Origin of the sequence: uncultured Arcanobacterium sp. (assembly GCF_947253055.1) — a bacterium.
GTDB lineage: Bacteria > Actinomycetota > Actinomycetes > Actinomycetales > Actinomycetaceae > Arcanobacterium_A.
Genome location: NZ_CAMXYE010000015.1, coordinates 1 through 20703 on the forward strand (window position 1 = coordinate 1; position 20703 = coordinate 20703).

A 20703-nucleotide genomic window follows, 5' to 3' on the forward strand; every position below is an offset into this window, starting at 1 on the left:
ACCCACGACCCCTTGACCCCCAGTCAAGTGCGCTACCAAACTGCGCCATAGCCCGGATATTTTCATATCGACGAATATAAATAGTAGCAAAAACTGCGCTAAGTTCCAAAAGCTACGCCGCGGGTGCGGTGAAAATTGCGGAAAAGAATTCTAGAAGAAAATTTCCCAAGTGGATCGCCTAGGGAAAAGGGAAATTACTAATATGAAATTCTTTATCGCCTTCTCATTTTGGGGCTACTTGCGATAAAGTAGGGGAAGGCTAAGTTTTAGGAGGAGAGCGGAATGAGCGGTGTAGATTTTAATCTTAACGACGATGCTGAGTTTTCCAATTCTCCTGCTACTTCTCGGTTTTCTGGTGTTTTTCGAGAGCCGGAAGCACCTCTGCCGGTGCGCGGTTTAGATGCCGATGATCTTGCTTCTATAGATGCCCTGCCGGCTGATTCGGCGTTACTAATTGCGCGCCGCGGGCCGAATGCGGGAGCCCGTTTCTTACTCAATGCGGCGGAGACCACTGCCGGGCGTCATCCTAAATCAGATATTTTCTTGGACGACGTCACGGTGTCGCGCCGGCACGTAGTTTTTTTGCGTACTCCAGAGGGTTTCTTCGTGCGCGATAAGGGCTCACTGAACGGAACGTATCTAAATCAAGAGATAGTAGAAGAAGCTCCGCTAAATAACGGTGATGAAGTTCGTATTGGGAAATATCAGTTCACTTTCTTCTTATCTCCGCGGGCGGCGCAATGATTCTTCCTGCACAGCAGGCTGCCGCTGAGGTAGCTCTATCTTCTTATTGGCCGCAAGCCGTCTCGCACGATGCTTATCTGAAAATAGGCGAGGTGCTGGGAATTCTCAAAGCGGAATTTCCGTTTCTGGCGGCGTCAAAAATTCGCTATTTCGAAAGCCAAGGTTTACTGCATCCGCAGCGCACGGCTTCGAATCAACGGCAATTTTCTCCTGCTGACGTGGAGCGCTTGCGCTTTATTTTAGGTGAACAGCGCGATCGGTATCTGAATTTGCCGCAAATCAAAGAGATGTTGCGCCAGCTCGATAGTGGGGAAGTGGTCAATGAACACCCCGGAAAAATGCGCGCTCTCGGAGATAAAGAAATAGCAGCTCCTCGCCCTGGTACCCGCCTACATAAAGAAGAGTTAGCTACCCTGACGGGAGTTTCTATTGCCAAACTTGAAGAGTATCTGAATGCTGGCTTATTAAGCGCAGATGCGCGGGGGAGGCTGACTGCGCAGTCCATAGATTTAGTGCGCTATGCACAGATACTGGAAGAACGGGGAGTAGATATTCGTTTTTTGAAAGCTGTGCGCAACGGAGCTCGGAGCCACGCGGTAGCGATTCTAAACTCTTTGGCAATTGAGCGGGCGCGCAAATCTCCACTGGCAAAAGAGCGCGCTTTAGCAGATACCGCCGAGATTTCAGCCGCACTCAGTAATTATTATCGAGCCCAGCTATTGGAGAATCTCGACATCGAACTTCGCTAAAACTTAAAAAACAGCTTTAAGAAACGCAGGTGCGACACGCCAATTTCTTTAAAGTGTAATCGTTGAGTTTTTCCATAAATAGCTCTAGGCTGGAGAGGTAAATATCGGAGGAGGTTCGGGTGAGCGAGAATATGGCTAATAGTGAGGCTCGTCCGCAGCGTATTCAGCCCATGCTGTTTGGAGATAGATTACCGGATATTGATACGATGACCGGTTATCGGGGTCCGGCAGTGTGCCGCGCTATTGGAATTACCTATCGGCAGCTCGATTACTGGGATCGTACTGGCTTGGTGGTCCCAAGCGTGCGCTCTGCTACCGGTTCTGGATCTCAGCGTCTATATTCCTTCCGAGATGTATTAGTGTTAAAGCTGGTAAAGCGGCTTTTAGATACGGGTGTTTCCCTTCAGCAAATGCGTCTAGCTATTGAGCAATTAGCTGAGTATGGGGTGGAAGACCTAGCCAGCATTACGCTTATGTCCGACGGCGCCTCGGTGTATCTATGCACCAGTAATGACGAGGTAATCGATTTGATACAGGGCGGGCAAGGCGTATTTGGAATCGCAATCAACAAAGTGTGGAGCGATGTAGCAGGCTCTCTATCCCATCTGGAGACGGAGAGTTTAGAAAATTCGCCGGTGGTAGACGAATTAGCTGCGCGCCGCGCGGCAAAAATACAGGCTATTTAGCCCGGTATAGTTGTCTAGTTCGGTATAGCTATCTAGCTCGGTGTAGTCAGCAGATTTTGGATAGTTATTTATAGCTTCGGATAACTCTGCTATTTCAAAATTTGGGAGTTTTCCTTATAACTAAATTTCTGGGCGTCCGAGCTAGGGCACTCATAGGGATTTCTATTCAGTAATTGTTTAAGCCATTGTGGGGTTGCTCGTATTCGGCGTACTCATAAAGCCTCCTTTCTATATAGGAAGAGGAGTGGCGGCTCTAAAGATAAATCTAAGCACTGCTAGCAGGCGGTTCGTTCTCTCGTGCTAATTTGACATAATGTACATTATCGGATTGAAGGGAATTGGGTAGGACGTGTGCGATGGCTCGTGTAGCCCGCTGCACAAAGTAATTTTTGCCTAGATAAGTTATTATAGTTATGCAATTATTTTTTCGAAAAGTAGGTTTTATGGCTGAGCGCTCTCTGCGAGGAATGAAAATTGGCACCAACTCTTTGGAGTCAGATATCGGCGTTGCTTTTGTAGAGCGCCGAGAAGAGCATTATCAGTGCGAAAATGGGCATGATTTTATGCTCTCCTTTACTCTGGGAGCCGATGCGCCGCAGAAATGGAAGTGCAAATGCGGTGCCGAAGCCGATTTAATTAGTGGTGAAGGTACGGAGAGCGAAAAGAAGAAAAAACCGGTACGTACGCATTGGGATATGCTTTTAGAGCGCCGTAAAGCGAAGGAATTAGATGCGCTACTTAAAGAGCGCCTAGATTTGCTGCGTTCTGGCAATTTTTATCAGCGTCACTATTAAAATACGCCTGCTCTCTCTTATATTTTCGGCATTTTTTAGCGAGCTTTTGATTAGCAAGCTTTTTACTTAGCGAATTTTGCCTTAGCGACCTTTTAGAGTACTTTTTTTATTTTTCTAGATCAGCTAGCTTCTAGGGTATTCGCTAATTATTTTTTCTACTCGCTCTCGCTCTTCGCATGCGCCACCGCTCGGGGGTGAAAACTATATAGAAAAGCAGCGCCCCTCCCCCTAAATAGGTGATTATTGTGCGGATTTTATAGCTCTTAGTGGCAAGAGTGACGTGAGAATTCAGCGCAATTTCTTGAATTTGCGCTGCTGGTACGTCTAATTTGCTCTGGTAAAGTACCTTTCCACTTGGCGCGATTATGCCAGAAACTCCGGAAGTAGATACTTGCAGAGTGCTCTTTTGGTGTTCGGCAGCGCGAAATCTACTCATGGCAAATTGTTGAAAAGGCTCTCCAGAGTTGCCGAAAGAAGCATTATTAGTCGGGACTACGAGTAGCTGAGAATTCTTAGCTGCTTGAGCCACAATATTCGTATAGGCCACTTCAAAGCAGATAGGAGTGCCAATCTGTATCATCTGTGCCGAATTATTAGCGCGAGCCGGAATTTTTACTTGGAGCTGGGCGGGAGCAGAGCCAGGAACCATATCGGTAGAAATCTCTTCGGCAGCCGACACAAAGCGGGAAATAAAATTACGTAGCGGTAGGTACTCACCAAAAGGCACCGGGTGTTGTTTGGAATAACTATCGATAATTCCTGATTTGTCAATCGCTACGTAATCATTGGTGCGTACATTGGAAAAATAATTCTGCGTGCCAAGCAGTAAAGGAGCTGGAGCGATAGCTGATACCGCTTTTTCTACCATTTTCCCCGCGGCGTAGTCACGGCGAAAATTCCTATCCGAAGCCGATTCTGGCCAAAGTACTAAATCAGGATTTTGATCTGCAATCAGGTAGGTAGCTTGGAGATGATTTTCGGTGACGATAAGTGCCCGCGACTCCCCTGGCGCTAGTTTTGCTACGTCTGGTACATTGCCTTGCACAATGCCGACGCGCAAATTTTGGGCGGCTACAGCTCCACTCGGTAATAAGAGTGGTAGCACGAGCAGCAATACCGCCCCTACTACTGCTCTCCCACTGCGGAAAATCTGCTTTTCTCGCAGCTGTTTGAGCGCATAGCCGAGTAAAATACCGATAAAAACTGCTGTAAAACTAACTAATTGGATAGAGCCCCAAGGTGCTAAATGTAGTAAAGGAGCATCCACAAATATAAAAGCGGTATTCCCCCACGGCATTCCTCCGTATGGCACGGCACTGCGCAATTGCTCAGTCGCCACCCAGAGGAGAGAATCACCTCCGGCGAGCAGAAGCAGTTTCTGCCAAGGCGGTGCGGAAAAATTAAGCGGCAATAGCCGGCGGTAGAACAGCGCCCATAGGGATGTACATAAGCCGATGAAAAGGGCTTCGATTGCGGCGAGAGCTAAACGAGCGGCCAATAAGGAAGCAGCTATTTCGGCCCAATCAAAGAGCAGATAGAAATAGAGGGCTCCCCAAATCCACCCAAATAAAAAAGCACTTTTGGGGCGGGTATGAAGAGAAATCAGGAAGAGCAAGGCCAGAGAAAAAAGTGCGAGCGGCCAGCAAGCAATGGGCGGATTTGCCGCATAGAAAGTTGCTCCTCCTACTCCAGCAAAAAGAGTGTTTAGGGCAAAGGAGCGGAAATTTTTTGCACTTACTGCTCGGACCACTTTTATATTCTACCTAGAAAAAGCGACAAAAAAGCTAAAGCAATAAGCTCCGTTTTTCACCTCGGACCGCCATTATGGCGTTTTCTATCGTGAATAAACGGAGCCTATTTGCACATATTCATTGCGTACCTACTAGCCTAGAATCCGCGCCCCCAATATGCAAGATAGAATGACTCTTAACTACGGAGATATTTTTATAGCCATTCCCAGCGCCGCACTAATTTAATTGCCGCTTGGGCGCTAGCACCCAACCAGAATCCGTTTCCGGCACTTTGGAGCTGCCCTAAGAGATCTAAAAGCCGCCGGGCCGCGCTGATAAAATCCCCTACTTCTAAGTGTGAAGTTGCCAATACTTCCGCGAGGGGAGCTTTCTGCGCCCAAGCGTAAAAAGCTTCTATGCCGCCGGGATTCGGCTCGGCAGTGAGCTCTAAATGCTGCTTTTCTTCTTGCGCATGGAGAAAATCGTAATTTCGCAAAATAGCCTGCCACGCGGCACGTAACGTTTTTTGGTGCGGCGCAATTCCCGCTAATCTTCTATCACCGAGGAATGCGGCACAAACACCGGCAAATTCGGCGGGATGTAGCTGCGCGAGAGCGGCCTCGTTGAGTGAAAGCGTCAATAAAAGATCTTGCTCATTATGGATGCCGCGTAAAAGTTGCGCTCCCCCAGCTAGCTTTAGTTCACCTGGCGTGGCTTTTTGCAGATATCCTAGTTCTTTCAATACTTCTGCCGTGGCGTCAAATTGGATAGCCACAGAATCAGCAAATTTCTCGGCTTTCTCCTCCAGCTGCGCGGCGCGGCGGCGCAGAGTAATATATTCTTGCCCTTGGCGCATATGTGCAGCTAAATCTGGGCAAGAATGCACTGGATTTTGCATGAGCTCTGGCTCGTCGGGCACGCTGAAGCGACTCCAGGATTCGAGAAGATCACTATCGCTCCCTAAATCTAATCTCTCCCCCGCTATCGCGAAAATTTCTTCAGCTATTTCGTTGCGTAGCTGCCTATTCTTCAAGGGAATGCCGAAAGGTAAGGCAATTTTTCCTAGGCAGCGCATATGGGAACTCAAATCGCGCTCGGCCAGCCAAATTAATTTTCCATAGATATTAATTATCCGGAGGCGGCGCGGTTCTTTCGCAATTACGATGCCGTATTCTAATTCGCGCTGGCGGGCGTAGGCGTAGAGGAATCCACTTTTTGCTTCTTCCCAGCTGCGCAGAATTTTCGCTCGATAATCCTCCTTTGCGCGTTTCCGATAAGCTTTAGAAGCCCTTCCTGCCTGCTGGCGCAGCTGTATATAGCTGCGAAAATCGCCCTTCTCGCAGAGATTTGCTATCTCTGGCTCGAGCCTAGCTATGCGCTGGTGTATACGCCGCAATTTTCCGCGCAACTTTCCTAAATCGGCATTTTTTTGAAATTGGGCGAAAGAGGCACCCATTATTTCGCGCGCTGCCGCGTAACCGTAGTTATGTATAAGATTTACTACCGTATTGTAGGAAGGGAAAAATGCCGATTGAAGTGGTTCAACAGCTCCAGAAGTTATTTTTTCTAGATGTGCTATATCGATATTATTATTAGCGGCTATTATAGCGTTCCCGATGCTATCTTTTCCGCGGCGGCCGGCGCGCCCAATTAACTGGGTATATTCAGTAGCCGTCAGATCTTGGAAGGATTGCCCGTCCCATTTGCGGAGCTCTTCTAGTACGACGGTGCGCACGGGCATATCGATTCCCAAAGAGAGGGTGCCCGTAGCATATACCAAGGAGAGCAATCCGGCTCCCATCAACTCTTCAGTGAGTTCCTTAAAAGCAGGAAACATTCCCGCATGGTGAGCGCCAAAACCGCGAGTCAATGCGGTAGCCCAAAAACTAAATTTAACTGCTCGGGCATCGGCAGGAGTTAAAGACCCGCGTAACTCAGCTAGGTGCCGGCGAATTTCTTTTTGTTCGGCTGCGCTGGTAAAAACAATTCCGGCATCGACTAAATCACTTACTGCGCGATCACAGCCGCGACGGGAAAAAATAAATTCAATAGCGGGAAGCAACTGGGCAGATTGCAGCGTAGAAATAATGCGTTTTCGATCCCCAATACGCAGTGGCTGCCGCCTCCCCGCCTTGGCACTATTCACGCTCAGTAGTTCCTGCATTTTCGCTTTACGAAAATTACCGTTCGCACGAAAAATTGGATATAAATCTTTTTTCTGCAGCATAAACTGCTCTAGCGGCACTGGGCGCGTATAAGAAACTACACTCTTCCCTCTCCCCCGCACCGAGGAGAGCCATTGGGAAAATTCATCAACATTAGCTACAGTCGCAGAAAGCGAAATAAGCCGGCAGGAGCTGGGAAGCTGTAAAATTATTTCCTCCCACACAGGCCCGCGAGCTGCATCAGCCAGATAGTGCACTTCATCTAGTACCACATATCCCACTTCTGCTATGAGCTCGGCCTGCTGAAAAAGCATATTGCGCAGCACTTCAGTAGTGACCACTAAAATAGGAGCAGAACTGTTGATGGTAGTATCTCCCGTCAAAAGCCCTACATATTCTGCTCCGAGCTGGGTGCAGAAATCTCGATACTTTTGATTAGAGAGGGCCTTAATCGGTGCGGTGTAGATACAGCGTAAAGAGCGAGCGAGTGCTAATTCCACGCCAAATTCTGCTATTACCGTTTTCCCAGCGCCCGTAGGAGCAGCAAGTAAAACATCTTCACCCCGCATTAACGCCTGAATTGCCTCCACCTGGAAATCATCTAGATAGATTCCGCGGGCGGCGTAGCGGTCGCGAAAATTTTTAATTAAAAGATTCTCCATCAGTTCCTAAACTACAAGATGCACCGATTTCGGGCACACTTTAATCGTAAGCGGTAAATCTGCCACATATTCTCCGTCGGCCATTACATGGGGTGGATGGATGCCGGCCTCGCTAGCTGCTTCTACGTGTATTTTGGTGGTAATTATTTCGTGTACTCGCTTATCTTGCAGATGCCGGCGGAGAAGTAATTTAGGAAGGAGTTGAGCCAGTTCCCAAAAGCGTACGCTACGCAGAAGTATGACATTTAATTTTCCATCGTCCGCCCGCGCAGTGGGAGCGATATTAAAACCACCTCCGAAATAGCGGGTATTGGCTACACATAGTAAGAGCATATCGCCTTGGGCGGTCTTTCCGTTCACATTAATGCGCACTCCGTAGGGTTTATAGGCGCGTAAAGCGGGAAAAAGGGCGCGCACATAGCGCAAATTACCTTTCGGCCACCGTAATTTATTAGTTCGATAATTTACATCAGCATCTACCCCAAAGCTGGCAATAGCTAAAGCGTAGCTGCTCTCTTGCTCGGTAATTATTTTCATCGAATCAATTACCCGAATTTTTTTATTACGCAGTGCAGTAATAATTTGCGCCAGCGCTACCTCTGGAGCGTGGATAGGTAAAGAAAATTCGCGGGCGATATCGTTTCCGGAACCAAGTGCAATAATTCCTAAAGGCATTTTGGTGCCCGCCACCGCCTGTAATCCCAGATGTACCATCCCATCGCCACCCATGGCAACGAGTGCATCGATGCTATTTTCTACTACAGCTTGCCGGGCATTTCGCACGGTATTTTGTGCATCGCTACCGGTAAGCCAGCATAATTCTACTGCGTGTTGCTCAGCAATAGCTTCCAGCAGGGGCCGGTATTTATTTGGATCGCCACTGCGTGCTTGCGGATTTAAGATAATGCCAATTTTCATTTTTTATTTTTTTCTCTAATAGCGCGGGCAGCTTCCCGATGTGTTTCGTCAAAGCGCTCATAATCGGTTGCTACTTGAGTATCCCAGCGGTTAGTTGCCTTCACCAACCTCCCCTGCCGTTTGCTATCGCGTAAATCTTTAATTTCGCGGCGGGTGCGGCGGGCTTGGCGGGCGCGCTCTTTTTCTTCATAGATATTACTTTCCGAAACGTAATCTTTTAGATGTGGAGTGGCGTAGGTAGAAAATGCGGTGCCGAAACCGTGGGCAGCTTTTAATAAGTGCCGAAACGAAATCCACAGATTACGCAGCAAGATTCCCAGATACACGGCTAGTATAAGTAAGCCGATTATTAAAATTTTCCCTATCATGCTTCGCTTTCTTCATAAATATCCAAAAGTGCCGCTGCTTTCTCTGCCAATGGTAGCAAACTGGTAGTAGCAGCGACCTTTTCCACCCCATCTCCGAGGCGAATGAGTAACTCCGCCACCCACTGTAGATTCGCAAAAGGAAGTTCTAAAACTGTTTCCTGCTCATTATCTAGCAGCACTGCCTGCGGTATTTGCTCTGCTACCCATTTTATACTCCCGTGCCCGTAAAGACGCAGCTGTCCGGTATGGAACTGCAAAGGAGTACGGCGAAACTGCGTTTTTATCTCCGCATATTGCCGTTTCGATAAAGTGGCGCGGCCTATTTTAGCCTGGCTAATTCGATCTAAACGATAGTTACGGCAGGATTCCTCGGTATAAACCTGCAGCAAAGGAGCATCTTTTACTTGTATTTGAATTGGAAACCCCGATACTTCTTTGCTGGTAGCGTACCCGGAGCTATGCGTTTTCCAATAAGTAAAATGAATTTCTTGTTGGTTATTGATAGCTGCTTCTAAAACCTTATAGACTTCGCGATTGCCTGTTATCTGCGGCGGGCGCCACATTGCGCTCCCATATCCATGTGCAGCCGCACTGGAAGTAAGTAGATTGCGTAAGTGAAAAAGACTGGGCACTACAGCTGGGTCAATTAGATTAACTAAATAATCAATGACTGCTACTAGGGTAATTAGTTGTACTAAATTGAGTGAAATATCCGTGCGCTCTGGGCTTTCCAATAGTCTAATGCGGCAATCCGGGCGGGCATTTTCTACATCAGAAATCTGTAAATCCACAATAGAACAGTAGCCACCTCCCGCTTGCGTGATTTCTACTGTAGATAATTCTCGCAGTTCTTTATGCATTTTTTCGCAAGATATTTGATAGTGATCTGCTAATTCTTGGAGCGTGAGAGAAGTAGATTTTTCCTGTAAATAGTAGAGAATAGAGAGTTTGCGCGCTAAAGAAATATCGCCTTTTTTGCTATCTGGGCGCGGTGGAAAAGGAGCACTTTGGGAAATCGAAGTCGTGCTAGGTGTGCTCTTAAGCGCGGTCTTAGGTGTGGTCTTAAGTGCGGCGCTTTCGGGAACTACCGAGCTGGGAACAGAATTGAGCCCCGTAGAATCGGGCTCCGCAGAATCTGCGAGATTGGCAGGTGCTGCGGTAAGTACCTCTCCTCCCCTAGCCAAGCGCTGTAAATGCTGTAGTCGCTTATAGAAATCTTGGCGGATTTCGAGCGGCGCGAGTAGTTGGGCGTCTCGGCCGTAGAATACGAGGTATTCATACATATCTTCTTTTTGCATCTGGTAAATATGTAAATCTTCTTGGGCACTGCCATCTTTAGCAGCGGGAGCACTAGTTATTTTTGCTGCCAGCTCGCGCAGAGGTAGAGCTCGCGATTTCTTAACCCGTACTTGGAAATCGTAGGTAGAAAAACCATTTATAATTTCTAGCTCGCTATCTGCGCCGCGGATTTTTTCGCTCTCGAAATTGGCGGTATTAGTAGCAGAATCGGCTAAAAGTTGTGGTTTCTCTACGATGCGGTCAATTTTATAGGTACGCAGAGGCGGATTTTCCGCTGCACTTTCATCTATCTTGTAGGCGAGTACATAAAAAGCATCGTAATGAGCTTCGATGCGCACCGGTTCTATTATTTGTTGGGTACAGCGAGAACTATATGCAGCTGCGTATTTTATGGATACACGCTGACGGCGGGCAATCGCCGTTGCGATTTCTAAAATATATTTTCCCCGCGGGAGGTGTATACGATATGCGGTATTCTTTTCCGTTAAGTTAGTTGCCGAAAGTAGAATCTGCAAAGCCGCACTGGCATATTCTGCTTCGGTACTTTTGCCACTTTCCGCCAGCAGATTATAAAGAATAGATAGATCAGGAGGAGCGCCGCTAATAGTGATTTTATGGGAATTATCGATCCAATAAATCTCTTCGTTATGAGCGCCGAGGCGCACGCGCAAATCTTCTCCAGATTCTCGCAGCACACTGATATCAGATTCTAATAAGTGCCGCCGCTGGCTAAGGCTTTTTTCCTTATCTTGATAAGCCGGTAGGCGCAGGAGCTCCTCGAGAGTACTGTGGTCTTCATTTAGTTTACAGCGCAGCGTATAGCGCCTATCGCTAGCGGTGCGCGGAGCGGTCATATCGTTATCTCCCATGTTCATACTCTAGTCGATTACACTAGAAATATGATTTTTTGGCGACGCGGGAAAATTGTAGACGTTCTCGGCACTTGGGGAAAAACTGGCGAATACCAAGTTCTTTTAGAAGATGGGAATACGGCGCGTGCCTTGGCCTATTTTCCTTTAGTGGGCCAGCCGCAGCTACAAGAAGAAGTATTACTCTCGAGCGCGGCGGTAGTGCGTGGCTTAGGCACCGGCGGCTATTTATTTATAATCGCTATTCCAGCGCGTCTTCCAGCCGATACCCCCACTGCTCCGGGGCATATTGTAAAAGCTCGCTATACGCCGCTGCAGTATATGGTACAAGGAGTAGATGAACAGGAATCCCCTTATTATGAAGAGCTGAAAGACGCCGATTCCATTATGGGAATGCCGGTAATTGCGGCTGATTTGCATTCCGCCTTGCCGGCGATAGTGCTGGGAATAAAAGAAAAACAACCCGCGGCACGAATTGCCTATATTATGAGCGACGGCGGTGCCTTGCCGGTCTGGTTTTCACAAATTCTCTGGCAGTTGCAAAGTAAGGGAGATATTATCGGCACTATTTCCTGTGGGCAAGCATTTGGTGGTGATTTGGAAGCCGTAAATATCTATAGTGCTTTACTGGCAGCTCGCTTAGTGTGGAAAGCTGATTTCACTATCGTCACACAAGGTCCGGGCAATTTAGGCACCAGTACTCGCTGGGGATTTTCCGGCACCCAGATTGGAGAAGCCTTAAATGCGGCCGGAATTTTAGCAGGAATTCCTATTAGTGTATTGCGAATGTCGAGTGGAGATAAAAGAGAACGCCATCGCGGAATATCTCACCACAGCATGCAGGTCTTGCAGCGGATAGTCACCACTCCTTGCCGGGTGCCGATACCAGCCCAGGCAGATTTAGCCGCAGGAAATTCTGGATTTAAGCTCCCAGCCGATATCGAAAAAAAGTTGGAAAAGCAGATTCGCGAACTAGAAAAATATCCGCAGTTGCAAGTAGCAGCAGTTTCTACAGTTGGATTGGGAGAATTGCTCAGCTCTTCCCCTTATCCACTGCACACAATGGGGAGAGACTTTACAGCTGATCCACTCAGCTTTTTAGCGGCGGCCGTGGCCGGCCGCTATGCGGCTGAGTTATAGCGGTAGTTATAAATTTCGCAAACTTTTCGGAAACTCTTCGCAAAAATTAAATCCGCGAAGTGAGAATCGGGGTAACGATAATTCCGCGCGCTCCCGCCGCGTGCAGCTTATCCATTATCGGATTTATTTCTCGGCGGCGTACCATGGAACGCACTGCAGACCAGCCTGCCTCGTGTAGAGGCGAAATAGTGGGTGATTGGAATCCCGGTGTAAGTTTTACTGCAGCGTCTAATACATCATTCGGGCAATCGTAATCTACGAGTACGTATTCCCTCGCCACTATTACTCCTGCCAGGCGGGCATCTAAAATTTCTAAGGCCGGGCTATCGCAGGCGGCAGGATTGGAAATTAAAATAGCTTCCGATTCTAAGAGGGGCTCGCCGAATACTTCGAGCCCGGCAGCGCGCAGCGTGGAGCCAGTTTCCACTACATCTGCGATAGCATCGGCTATTCCTAAATGCACTGAAGATTCTACGGCGCCATCTAGATGCACTATTTGGGCGTCTATATTTCGTTTTTCTAAATAATTCTTTAAGAGGCGATCATAGGAAGTGGCGATGCGCTTTCCCGATAAATCTGCCAAGGAAGTAATCTGGGCGCGTGGGGCGGCAAAACGAAAAGTCGAGCGAGCAAATCCAAGTGCTCGATGCTCCAGAGCGGAAGCACCGGAATCTAGCAAAAGATCGCGCCCCGTAATTCCTACGTCTACCGTGCCTTCTCCTACGTATATTGCTACATCGCGGGGGCGAATAAAAAAGAACTCTGCTTCATTAGCTTCGTCGAGTAATACGAGTTCCCGCCCTTCGCGGCGTTGCCGATAGCCAGCTTCTTGAAGCAAAGCAGTAGCAGGAGCGGAAAGAGACCCTTTATTGGGAATTGCAATCCGTATCATAGGTAGTAGTACTCCTTATAGGTATTTATAGATATCGTCTAAAGTAAGCCCGCGTGCTAAGGCCATAACTTGGGCATGATAGAGAAGTTGCGATATTTCTTCTGCTAACTGGGCATCACTTTCGTACTCGGCAGCAATCCACACTTCCCCGGCTTCTTCTACTAGTTTTTTCCCAATCTGATGCACACCTGCTTCTAATTCCGCTACGGTACTTGAGCCAGCTGGGCGTTCTTTTGCTTTTTTCTGCAATTCGGCAAAAAGACTTTCAAAATTTTTCACAGTTATCCCCTACTTAGAAAAAGTTTAAACATATTCACAAAGCAAATTGCCTTAATGGCAATGCCCCTGAGCTAATTCTCGCAGCGCCGCGACTTCGGCATAAGCATCAGCAGATTTATATACCGCCGATCCAGCTACGAAAGTATCTGCTCCGGCCTCCGCGGCAATTTCGATAGTTTTACGGGAGATTCCGCCGTCTACCTGTATCCAAATATCCAGACCAGATTTTTCAACGGCAGCGCGGGCTCTTTGTACTTTGGGCATCATCGTATCGATAAAAGATTGCCCGCCAAAACCAGGCTCCACCGTCATAATAAGTAACATGTCGAATTCATTGAGAATATCTAGATAAGGTTCGATAGGGGTAGCCGGTTTAAGAGCAATACCTGCTCGCGCCCCCATTTTCCGTAATTCCCGCGCTAAACGAAGTGGTGCTTGTGCTGCTTCGGCGTGGAAAGTAACGGAAGATCCGCCAGCCTCTACATACTGCGGAGCCCAAGTATCGGGATTTTCAATCATAAGATGGCAATCTATGGGTACTGGTGATACGCGCGCAATCGCTTCCACTACCGGGACGCCGATAGTCAAATTTGGCACAAAATGCCCATCCATTACATCTACATGGGCCCAATCGGCATTGGATATTTTGCTTAATTCGCCCTGTAAATCAGAAAAATCACAGTTTAGTATCGAAGGACTTATTCTAATGCTCACTCTTTCACTCTACCTTATAAACTGCGCGGATATGGTAAATCCGTTAGTTTTCTAATTAGTTTTTCTGCAGGATAGCCAGGAACATAGCATCGGTATCATGTAAATCTGGCCAAAGTTGGAGAAGATTATCGCTACCTTCGAGAGGCTGTAAGGCATTTTGCGTGGCAATTGCCGGTGCATCTAAAAGCACAGCTTGCGGATGGCGAGTGCAGAAATCTTTTATAATGGCGCGTGTTTCCGGTAAATGCGGAGAGCAGGTGGAATAGGCGATTATTCCCCCAGGGCGCACAGCCTGCCACCCAGATTCCAGTAATTCCATTTGTAGCTTCGCCAAGTCGAGCGCATCTCCCGCTTTTTTCCGCCAGCGTGATTCAGGGCGGCGGCGTAAAGCCCCTATACCCGTGCAAGGTGCATCGATAAGAATACGGTCATAAGATTCGGGTTCTTCTTCCCCGATTTCGCGCCCATCTCCGCAACGGAGAGACACTCGCTCAGCCCACGGTGCTACTGTTTGGTCCACTAATTCGAGCCGATGCGGATGCAGTTCATTAGCGAAGATATTTGCTCCTCTGCCAGCGGCAATAGGAGCTAACGTAGCAGTTTTTCCCCCTGGTCCGGCGCACATATCGAGCCAACGACTATCATTTCCTGCTATAGGAGCTGCAGCAAAAGCTGCCACTACCAGTTGGGAACCTTCGTCTTGCACTCCAGCTAACTTATCCTGTACCGCAAAAATTCTTCCCGGATCCCCACCTTCTAGAGTTAGGGCAGTGGGGACTAAAGAAGGCGGTGTGGATTCCATTTTCCCGCGGGAAATATCGGCTGCCAATTCAGCTGGGGAAATGCCGCGCGCCGCGAGAGTTACTTTTGCCGGTTTATTATCGGCTTTTAATACCGCTAAAAGTTCTTGCGGATTTCGCCCCGCGGCTTGTAAAGAAGTAGCGAAAGCGCGCACAATCCACTCCGGATGAGAAAACCACACCGAAATAAATTTCAAAGAGCCGCTTCCCCCCAGCTCCGCCTGTAATAAATTGCGCCACTCTGCCAAAGAGCGCTCGGATATGCGGCGCAAAACGGCATTTACGAATCCAGAAGCGCCGGTACCTACTTCATTGCGGGCAAGCATTACCGTTTCGTAAATAGCTGCGTGAGGTGGAGTTTCTAGAGCTAAAAGTTGATACGCTCCCATGCGCAGCAGCACTAAAACTGGTAAATCGATTTCTGAAATCTGCCGGCCAGCGCAGCATTTAGATATTATGGCATCCCATCTGGATTGCAGGCGCAGTACTCCGTAGCAAAGATTAGTGGCGAAGGCGGCGTCGCGGCGTTTTACATAGGCCTTATTTAGGGTGGCGGGAAGTTGCAGATTTGCGTAACCATCATTTTCGATTACGTCTACCAGCACCTGAAATACAATACGCCGCACCTTGTCTGATTTTGCTCGCCCGGGGCGCCAGTTGGGTGCTCTACCTTCACTCATCTAAATACCTTATCCTTATTCTGTTTGCCGTTCATCACTGGAAATGTGGATTTTCTTGGCGCATTCCCCGCCACCAAGCATCTGCCGGCATTTCTTTTTTCCCGCTCGGGGTGAGGAGATGTAAGCGTAACGGAGTGCTGGCACTTCCCACATAAACGCACTTTCCTATTGCCTGCAATTGACCGGGTAAAAGAGAAATTGACGAATTTTTTTCTATCACTTCAACTTTGCCGATTTTTAGGCGCCCACTATCTAGAGTAGTCCAAGCTCCGGGGCGGGGATTAAAAGCATTGATGTGGGCGCGAATAGCTGGTGCCGGTTGTTGCCAATCTATACGTGCATCAGCGGTGGTGAATTGCGGGGCGTAGCTAATTTCGCCTTCTTGCTCACGCAAATCTATACCAGTGGGTAGCGCAGAGAATAATTCCGTTAAATGGCGGGCTCCCCTATTAGCCAGCTGCTCTAACAAAGTACCAGCATTTATATTTGGATCTAAAGGCAGCGCTTCTTGCAGAGCAATTTTCCCCGTATCTAGACCGGCAGCAATTTGGAAAATACTGATGCCCATCATTTTATCCTGTGCTGCAATTGCCGCTTGCACGGGAGCGGCTCCGCGCCAGCGCGGCAAGAGGGAAAAATGGAGATTAAACCATCCGTAATTAAGTACTTCGAGAAGTTCGGGCGGAATAATCAACCCGAACGCCACTACCGCCGCCGCTTCTGCTCCAAAGGAAGCAATTTCGTCTTGAATAGCTTCGCCTTTTAGAGAGGTGGGAGTCAGCACCGGAATGCCATGCTCAAGAGCAAAAGAATGTATCGGAGATTTCTCTAATCGCCGTTTTCGACCCACCGGAGCCGGAGGGCGAGTAAGTACTGCGGCCACTTCGTGCTCCTCTAATAGCGCAGAAAGTGCCGGAATCGCTAGAGCGGGGGTACCCGCAAAAATTATTCGCACCCTTTTATTCTAAACAGGAAAGAAGACGAGGTCTAAATGGAAAACTTTGGATGAGATATTTATTTTTCTGATAGCTATTTATAGTCTTTTAGTTATTTTCTGCAAGCTGCTTAGAGTATCGGATTGATATTTATTCGCACTCCGGGCGCAATTTTTTTAATGGACGCTTTACAGAAAGCAGAATATAAATCTTGCTGGATTGTAGGTTTAGCTTCGGTATCGAAGCGCATATACAAAATAGTATCTTCACCTTCGATATGGGGGCCGAGCAGCGTAATTCCTGGTATTACGGAGCTTAGCCCTCCCTGTAAAAGCACATCGAGTGCTGCATCCTTTTCTTCGCTTGGAGATGGCATCGGCAAATAATTGCGCAAGGCAGTGAGTAATTCTTTTATTTCTGTAGCAGTGCCCCGCAGCTCATACCAGCGGCAAGTAGGAGGAAGCTGAAGTTGAGAGCGCTCTGCCAATTGGCTAGCTTCCCAGTGTGGAAAATCGCCATTTTGTAATACTTGTAATAATTGTGAAGGTATATCTCCGACGATAAGTAATTTTCCTCCAGCCGCCCGAGGGGGAAGGGCCGGTAAAATTTGAGTAACTGCGCGCAAAAAATAGGATTCTGACTCTAAACGCCCCGAACGCAGTAAATATCCGGCATCGAGGAGCACTCCTGCCGCAAAACTTTGTGGCGAAGTAGAAAAATTGCGCGGCGTACTCACCACAATGCGGGGATCGTTATTCGGTAATTCAATATCCTCACCAGCGCGAGCAATGTTTATAATAACTCCGGGGAATGCCCGCCCGATTTCCTGCGCCGTACGATGCGATCCAATACGTACCGCACGTAATTTATTTCCTCCGCATTTTTGGCAGCGAAAATTCCGATAACTATTAGCACAACGGGAGCAGGATGGAGGGCAATGTGGAGCAGAAATCTGCAAATATCCACCACAGTGAGGGCAGAGTGCTAATTCTCGGCATTTTTCACACGCCGTGAGCGGAATATACCCAGTTTGTGGTACTACCACCAATACTGGGCCGGAATTTAGTGCCGCCCGCATCACCTGGAATACTGAATCAGGGAAACGTGCCCAGGGTGCTCCCTCGTAGAGAAAGCTATTTGCCGCAAGTATTTGCGGCATTTCCGCAGTTTTATTCGTTTTCGTGCAGCTCCAGCCGGCAGTATTTGCTTTTCTCCACGCACTGCGGAGAGCTGGCCCATAATTAAAAGAAAGCAAGGGTACGGATTCAATTTTTTGCCGATAATATAAAATCTCACAAGTGTGAATCTGGGGGCGGCGCCTTTCAATATAGGCGCTATGGTTTTCATCCAGGATAGAAATAAATCCCAAGTTTGAGAGGGGAGCCCAAGCAGCACTACGGGTACCGATTACTACCCTTGCTTCTCCATTCAAAATACGTAAAAAATTTCGATAGCGGCGCGGTGGGTCATCTTGCGTAGTAATTTGCGCAATAGGAAGTGTGGGGAGTTTTTTCTGTAAATACTGAGCGAGCTCTGCCACTTGCTGAGCAGTGGGAAGTATGAGAAGTGCTGATTTTCCCGCTGCGGCTGCCATCTGTATAGGAGCGAGAATCATTCGTGCAAAGCTATCGTGCGCTCCAAGATAGATAAGCGAAGTAGTGGGAGTTTTACCAGTCTGCTCGGTTTGCAGATCCTTAAGTACTTCTCCCCCGCACTGATAATTTTCCCAAATCGGTAAATCACCAGCATACGAGGCAGTAAAATCTGTAGTAGGTACCGCAGATAAATAGTCTTTTTCGACAGCAGCTTGCCGCGGCGGGATAGCTAGGCGTAAGCAATCAGCGAGCGGGCAAATTGCTGCTTTTGCCACCGTTTGAGCAAGTTCATAAATGTTTTTTTGCAATACCGGAATGGGCGAGATTACTTTGCGCAATGGGCGCAGTTTTCTGCCAGCTTGAGTTTGCGAGGTGCGCTCAATAATATAGCCGCGCACTTCTTGCCCGCCGAATTGCACTGCCACGCGCGCTCCTACCGGCACATCGGCAAACTTAGCGGGCACTTCGTAATCGAAGGCCTGATTCATATGTAAAAGAGGCAGGCTGAGCACTACTTTTGCCACCGGATTTGGCACTTTTGAATGGAAAGTTTGGAATTGCGGAGTCAGAGAAAGTAGCTCTTCTTGCGCCGAAAAATTGGGCAAGGCAAAGAGGTCGGTTGGCTCTGCTTCGTATTTCTCCATACCTTTATTGAACCACGAAGCTCCGAAAAATTTTTAATCCTAAGGGAGATATTCGCAGTTAAAGATAGTATTTGCGGAGCTCCTAGCGCTTAGAGCTGGGCAATTGCCTCTTTTAGCGCTGCAGCTCTATCGGTGTATTCCCAAGTAAATTCAGGTAATTCGCGCCCAAAATGCCCGTAGGCAGAAGTTTTGGCATAGATAGGCCGCAGCAGCTGTAGATCTTCGATAATCGCGGCGGGGCGTAAATCAAATACCTTTTCTACTGCACTTTTAATGTTTTCTACCGGAACTTTTTCGGTGCCGAAAGTTTCTATGCGCAAAGAAACCGGATGGGCTTTCCCAATTGCATAAGAAATCTGAATTTCACAGCGTTCAGCCAGTTCGGCAGCCACGATATTTTTTGCAATCCACCGCGCCGCATAAGCGGCAGATCTATCCACTTTCGAAGGATCTTTCCCGGAGAAAGCTCCACCGCCGTGGCGGGCCATGCCACCATAGGTATCGACGATTAGCTTGCGCCCGGTCAAACCGCTATCACCCAGCGGGCCGCCCACTACGAAACGGCCGGAAGGGTTAATTAGAATCTGGGTATCAGCAAGAGAAAATTGTGGCACTTCTGCTCGGAAAACCGGCACGATTACCTGCTCTTTTATGACTTTCTGCAGATATGATAGTTCCACTTCTGGATCATGCTGGGTAGAAATAACAATCGAAGCAATCCCTACCGGTTTTTCATTCTCGTCATAATTTACCGTTACCTGCGTTTTTCCATCTGGTCTTAAGCCTCCTACGATTCCGCTTTTCCGCACAAAAGCGAGCTTTTCGGCCAGTCGATGGGAAAGATGAATAGGTAGAGGCATTAATTCTTTAGTTTCGTTGCAGGCATATCCAAAAATTAAACCTTGATCGCCAGCCCCTTGCCGATCGTATTTATCAGCTATATCCGCACTGCGTTCTTCGAGCGAAGAATCTACTCCCTCGGCAATATCGGGCGACTGCGCACCGATAGACACTGCCACTCCGCAAGAATCAGCGTCGAAACCAATTTGGGAAGAATTATAGCCAATAGAACGCAGTGTATTGCGCACAATTTGGGGAATTTCTACATAAGCACTCGTAGTTACTTCCCCTATCACATGTACCGTTCCAGTGGTGACGATGGTTTCTAAGGCGACGCGGGCGTTTTTATCGACTTCCAGTATGGCGTCGAGAACAGCATCCGATATCCGATCACAGACTTTATCCGGGTGACCTTCCGTAACCGATTCAGAAGTAAAAGGTTGTATCATTTTTGCTTTCTCTTATCTCTTGCTCTTAATTTAATTATGCCGATAAATTTTGGGAAAGAAAATATATTAACTCGTGGGCTATATGAGATTTAGCTCCCTGATATGATGCGACTTCTTTGCCGTCTTTGTTGAAGAGCGTAATATAGCTATCCACCTCTCCATATCCAATATTCTCCCCCACTAGATTGACGGCAAGAAAATTTGCCCCTTTTTTCTTAGTTTTTTCCGCGCCGTATTGTAAATATGAAGTATCTTTATCGCCCGTCTCCGCAGCGAAGCTCAACACTATTTGCCCAACGGACCGATTCTCCACTAATTTTTGCAAAATATCGGGATTAGGCAGCATCTCTAAAATTATTTTTCATTATCCCGCTTTATTTTTTCATTTTGTGGCTAAGCAATTTGCCACGACGCCGGATTCCAAAGTAGAGAAATCTACTGGAAAAGCCATTAAATTTCGAAATTCATTTCCAGTTTATCGTCTGCTATTTCCTCAAAAGCTAAAGAAAGCGGCTTATCTTCCGGAGTAGAAGGTACGAGCGGCCCCACATTAGTGATATTGCCGTCTCCCGATTTCATTTCCTGCCGATAGTCATTAATTTGCCGAGCCCGCGCAGCTCCGAAAACTGCCAAAGTATATTTAGAATCTACTTTGCTGAGCAGTTCATCAATCGGGGGCTTAATAATGCCTTCCGGATTAGGGCTAGTTCCAAACATTCATACCTCACAAGTAATTATTAATTCTGCACGG

19 protein-coding genes are annotated in these 20703 nt (G+C 47.8%); 5 read left to right on the top strand and 14 right to left on the bottom strand.

Translation table 11 applies throughout. The annotated features are described in order from the left end of the window. Nucleotides 1-282 precede the first annotated feature (282 nt). The 4 genes from Q0X35_RS01860 to Q0X35_RS01875 all read left to right on the top strand — a co-directional run bounded on the left by Q0X35_RS01860 (nucleotide 283) and on the right by Q0X35_RS01875 (nucleotide 2973). Nucleotides 283-744 carry an FHA domain-containing protein gene (locus Q0X35_RS01860; RefSeq protein ID WP_297564784.1) on the top strand — a complete coding sequence of 154 codons (462 nt, stop codon included), beginning with the start codon at nucleotides 283-285 and terminating at the stop codon, nucleotides 742-744. Further along, nucleotides 741-1493, top strand: a complete 753-nt coding sequence (locus tag Q0X35_RS01865; RefSeq protein ID WP_297564786.1) for a MerR family transcriptional regulator — start codon at nucleotides 741-743, stop codon at nucleotides 1491-1493. The genes Q0X35_RS01860 and Q0X35_RS01865 overlap by 4 nt, the downstream gene beginning before the upstream one ends. A gap of 119 nt (nucleotides 1494-1612) precedes the next feature. Further along, nucleotides 1613-2179, top strand: a complete 567-nt coding sequence (locus Q0X35_RS01870; RefSeq protein WP_073996376.1) for a MerR family transcriptional regulator — start codon at nucleotides 1613-1615, stop codon at nucleotides 2177-2179. 443 nt (nucleotides 2180-2622) lie between these two features. Continuing rightward, entirely contained in the window at nucleotides 2623-2973 is a 351-nt protein-coding gene (locus tag Q0X35_RS01875; protein ID WP_073996991.1) for an RNA polymerase-binding protein RbpA, read from the top strand. Between the two features lie 142 nt (nucleotides 2974-3115). On the opposite strand, the gene lnt is transcribed toward Q0X35_RS01875, so the two are convergent. From lnt to Q0X35_RS01900, 5 genes are all read right to left on the bottom strand, one after another. Further along, on the bottom strand, nucleotides 3116-4723 hold the full coding sequence (gene lnt / locus Q0X35_RS01880; RefSeq protein ID WP_297564791.1) for an apolipoprotein N-acyltransferase: 1608 nt from the start codon (nucleotides 4721-4723) through the stop codon (nucleotides 3116-3118). A 194-nt stretch (nucleotides 4724-4917) separates the two neighbouring features. Continuing rightward, nucleotides 4918-7530, bottom strand: a complete 2613-nt coding sequence (locus Q0X35_RS01885) for an RNA helicase (protein WP_297564793.1) — start codon at nucleotides 7528-7530, stop codon at nucleotides 4918-4920. A 6-nt stretch (nucleotides 7531-7536) separates the two neighbouring features. After that, nucleotides 7537-8448: a diacylglycerol kinase family protein gene (locus Q0X35_RS01890; protein ID WP_297564795.1), complete on the bottom strand. Its 912-nt coding sequence runs from the start codon at nucleotides 8446-8448 to the stop codon at nucleotides 7537-7539. Continuing rightward, nucleotides 8445-8816 (bottom strand): hypothetical protein, encoded by a 372-nt coding sequence (locus Q0X35_RS01895; RefSeq protein ID WP_297564797.1) that lies wholly within the window; start codon nucleotides 8814-8816, stop codon nucleotides 8445-8447. Before Q0X35_RS01895 ends, Q0X35_RS01890 begins: the two co-directional genes overlap by 4 nt. Then, on the bottom strand, nucleotides 8813-10984 hold the full coding sequence (locus Q0X35_RS01900) for a WYL domain-containing protein (protein ID WP_297564799.1): 2172 nt from the start codon (nucleotides 10982-10984) through the stop codon (nucleotides 8813-8815). The genes Q0X35_RS01895 and Q0X35_RS01900 overlap by 4 nt, the downstream gene beginning before the upstream one ends. A gap of 30 nt (nucleotides 10985-11014) precedes the next feature. Here Q0X35_RS01900 and Q0X35_RS01905 point away from each other — a divergent pair, with 30 nt between their 5' ends. After that, nucleotides 11015-12124 carry a DUF3866 family protein gene (locus Q0X35_RS01905; RefSeq protein WP_297564801.1) on the top strand — a complete coding sequence of 370 codons (1110 nt, stop codon included), beginning with the start codon at nucleotides 11015-11017 and terminating at the stop codon, nucleotides 12122-12124. A 46-nt stretch (nucleotides 12125-12170) separates the two neighbouring features. Here the strand turns inward: Q0X35_RS01905 and hisG are convergent, their stop codons facing one another. The 9 genes from hisG to rpoZ form a co-directional block, all read right to left on the bottom strand. After that, nucleotides 12171-13016: an ATP phosphoribosyltransferase gene (gene hisG / locus Q0X35_RS01910; RefSeq protein ID WP_297564803.1), complete on the bottom strand. Its 846-nt coding sequence runs from the start codon at nucleotides 13014-13016 to the stop codon at nucleotides 12171-12173. Nucleotides 13017-13031: 15 nt separating this feature from the next. After that, nucleotides 13032-13295, bottom strand: a complete 264-nt coding sequence (locus Q0X35_RS01915; RefSeq protein ID WP_297564805.1) for a phosphoribosyl-ATP diphosphatase — start codon at nucleotides 13293-13295, stop codon at nucleotides 13032-13034. 51 nt (nucleotides 13296-13346) lie between these two features. Further along, nucleotides 13347-14009: a ribulose-phosphate 3-epimerase gene (gene rpe / locus Q0X35_RS01920; RefSeq protein WP_297564811.1), complete on the bottom strand. Its 663-nt coding sequence runs from the start codon at nucleotides 14007-14009 to the stop codon at nucleotides 13347-13349. A gap of 55 nt (nucleotides 14010-14064) precedes the next feature. After that, nucleotides 14065-15489: a transcription antitermination factor NusB gene (locus Q0X35_RS01925; protein ID WP_297564813.1), complete on the bottom strand. Its 1425-nt coding sequence runs from the start codon at nucleotides 15487-15489 to the stop codon at nucleotides 14065-14067. A gap of 34 nt (nucleotides 15490-15523) precedes the next feature. Further along, nucleotides 15524-16444, bottom strand: a complete 921-nt coding sequence (gene fmt, locus Q0X35_RS01930; protein ID WP_297564815.1) for a methionyl-tRNA formyltransferase — start codon at nucleotides 16442-16444, stop codon at nucleotides 15524-15526. A 110-nt stretch (nucleotides 16445-16554) separates the two neighbouring features. Further along, nucleotides 16555-18663 carry a hypothetical protein gene (locus Q0X35_RS01935; protein ID WP_297564817.1) on the bottom strand — a complete coding sequence of 703 codons (2109 nt, stop codon included), beginning with the start codon at nucleotides 18661-18663 and terminating at the stop codon, nucleotides 16555-16557. 89 nt (nucleotides 18664-18752) lie between these two features. Continuing rightward, the gene (gene metK, locus Q0X35_RS01940; protein ID WP_297564818.1) at nucleotides 18753-19952 is read right to left on the bottom strand and encodes a methionine adenosyltransferase; all 1200 of its coding nucleotides are present in this window, start codon (nucleotides 19950-19952) and stop codon (nucleotides 18753-18755) included. 34 nt (nucleotides 19953-19986) lie between these two features. Next, on the bottom strand, nucleotides 19987-20298 hold the full coding sequence (locus Q0X35_RS01945) for a phosphopantothenoylcysteine decarboxylase (RefSeq protein WP_297564820.1): 312 nt from the start codon (nucleotides 20296-20298) through the stop codon (nucleotides 19987-19989). A gap of 104 nt (nucleotides 20299-20402) precedes the next feature. Then, on the bottom strand, nucleotides 20403-20669 hold the full coding sequence (rpoZ, locus tag Q0X35_RS01950; protein ID WP_297564822.1) for a DNA-directed RNA polymerase subunit omega: 267 nt from the start codon (nucleotides 20667-20669) through the stop codon (nucleotides 20403-20405). Nucleotides 20670-20703 lie beyond the last annotated feature (34 nt).

What these genes read in the sequence shown, in the direction of transcription:
- Q0X35_RS01860 (WP_297564784.1), top strand. Translation starts at nt 283, where the DNA reads ATGAGCGGTGTAGATTTTAATCTTAACGACGATGCTGAGTTTTCCAAT.
- Q0X35_RS01865 (WP_297564786.1), top strand. Translation starts at nt 741, where the DNA reads ATGATTCTTCCTGCACAGCAGGCTGCCGCTGAGGTAGCTCTATCTTCT.
- Q0X35_RS01875 (WP_073996991.1), top strand. Translation starts at nt 2,623, where the DNA reads ATGGCTGAGCGCTCTCTGCGAGGAATGAAAATTGGCACCAACTCTTTG.
- Q0X35_RS01885 (WP_297564793.1), bottom strand. Translation starts at nt 7,530, where the DNA reads ATGGAGAATCTTTTAATTAAAAATTTTCGCGACCGCTACGCCGCCCGC.
- Q0X35_RS01890 (WP_297564795.1), bottom strand. Translation starts at nt 8,448, where the DNA reads ATGAAAATTGGCATTATCTTAAATCCGCAAGCACGCAGTGGCGATCCA.
- Q0X35_RS01895 (WP_297564797.1), bottom strand. Translation starts at nt 8,816, where the DNA reads ATGATAGGGAAAATTTTAATAATCGGCTTACTTATACTAGCCGTGTAT.
- Q0X35_RS01900 (WP_297564799.1), bottom strand. Translation starts at nt 10,984, where the DNA reads ATGGGAGATAACGATATGACCGCTCCGCGCACCGCTAGCGATAGGCGC.
- Q0X35_RS01905 (WP_297564801.1), top strand. Translation starts at nt 11,015, where the DNA reads ATGATTTTTTGGCGACGCGGGAAAATTGTAGACGTTCTCGGCACTTGG.
- hisG (WP_297564803.1), bottom strand. Translation starts at nt 13,016, where the DNA reads ATGATACGGATTGCAATTCCCAATAAAGGGTCTCTTTCCGCTCCTGCT.
- Q0X35_RS01925 (WP_297564813.1), bottom strand. Translation starts at nt 15,489, where the DNA reads ATGAGTGAAGGTAGAGCACCCAACTGGCGCCCCGGGCGAGCAAAATCA.
- Q0X35_RS01935 (WP_297564817.1), bottom strand. Translation starts at nt 18,663, where the DNA reads ATGGAGAAATACGAAGCAGAGCCAACCGACCTCTTTGCCTTGCCCAAT.
- metK (WP_297564818.1), bottom strand. Translation starts at nt 19,952, where the DNA reads ATGATACAACCTTTTACTTCTGAATCGGTTACGGAAGGTCACCCGGAT.
- Q0X35_RS01945 (WP_297564820.1), bottom strand. Translation starts at nt 20,298, where the DNA reads ATGCTGCCTAATCCCGATATTTTGCAAAAATTAGTGGAGAATCGGTCC.
- rpoZ (WP_297564822.1), bottom strand. Translation starts at nt 20,669, where the DNA reads ATGTTTGGAACTAGCCCTAATCCGGAAGGCATTATTAAGCCCCCGATT.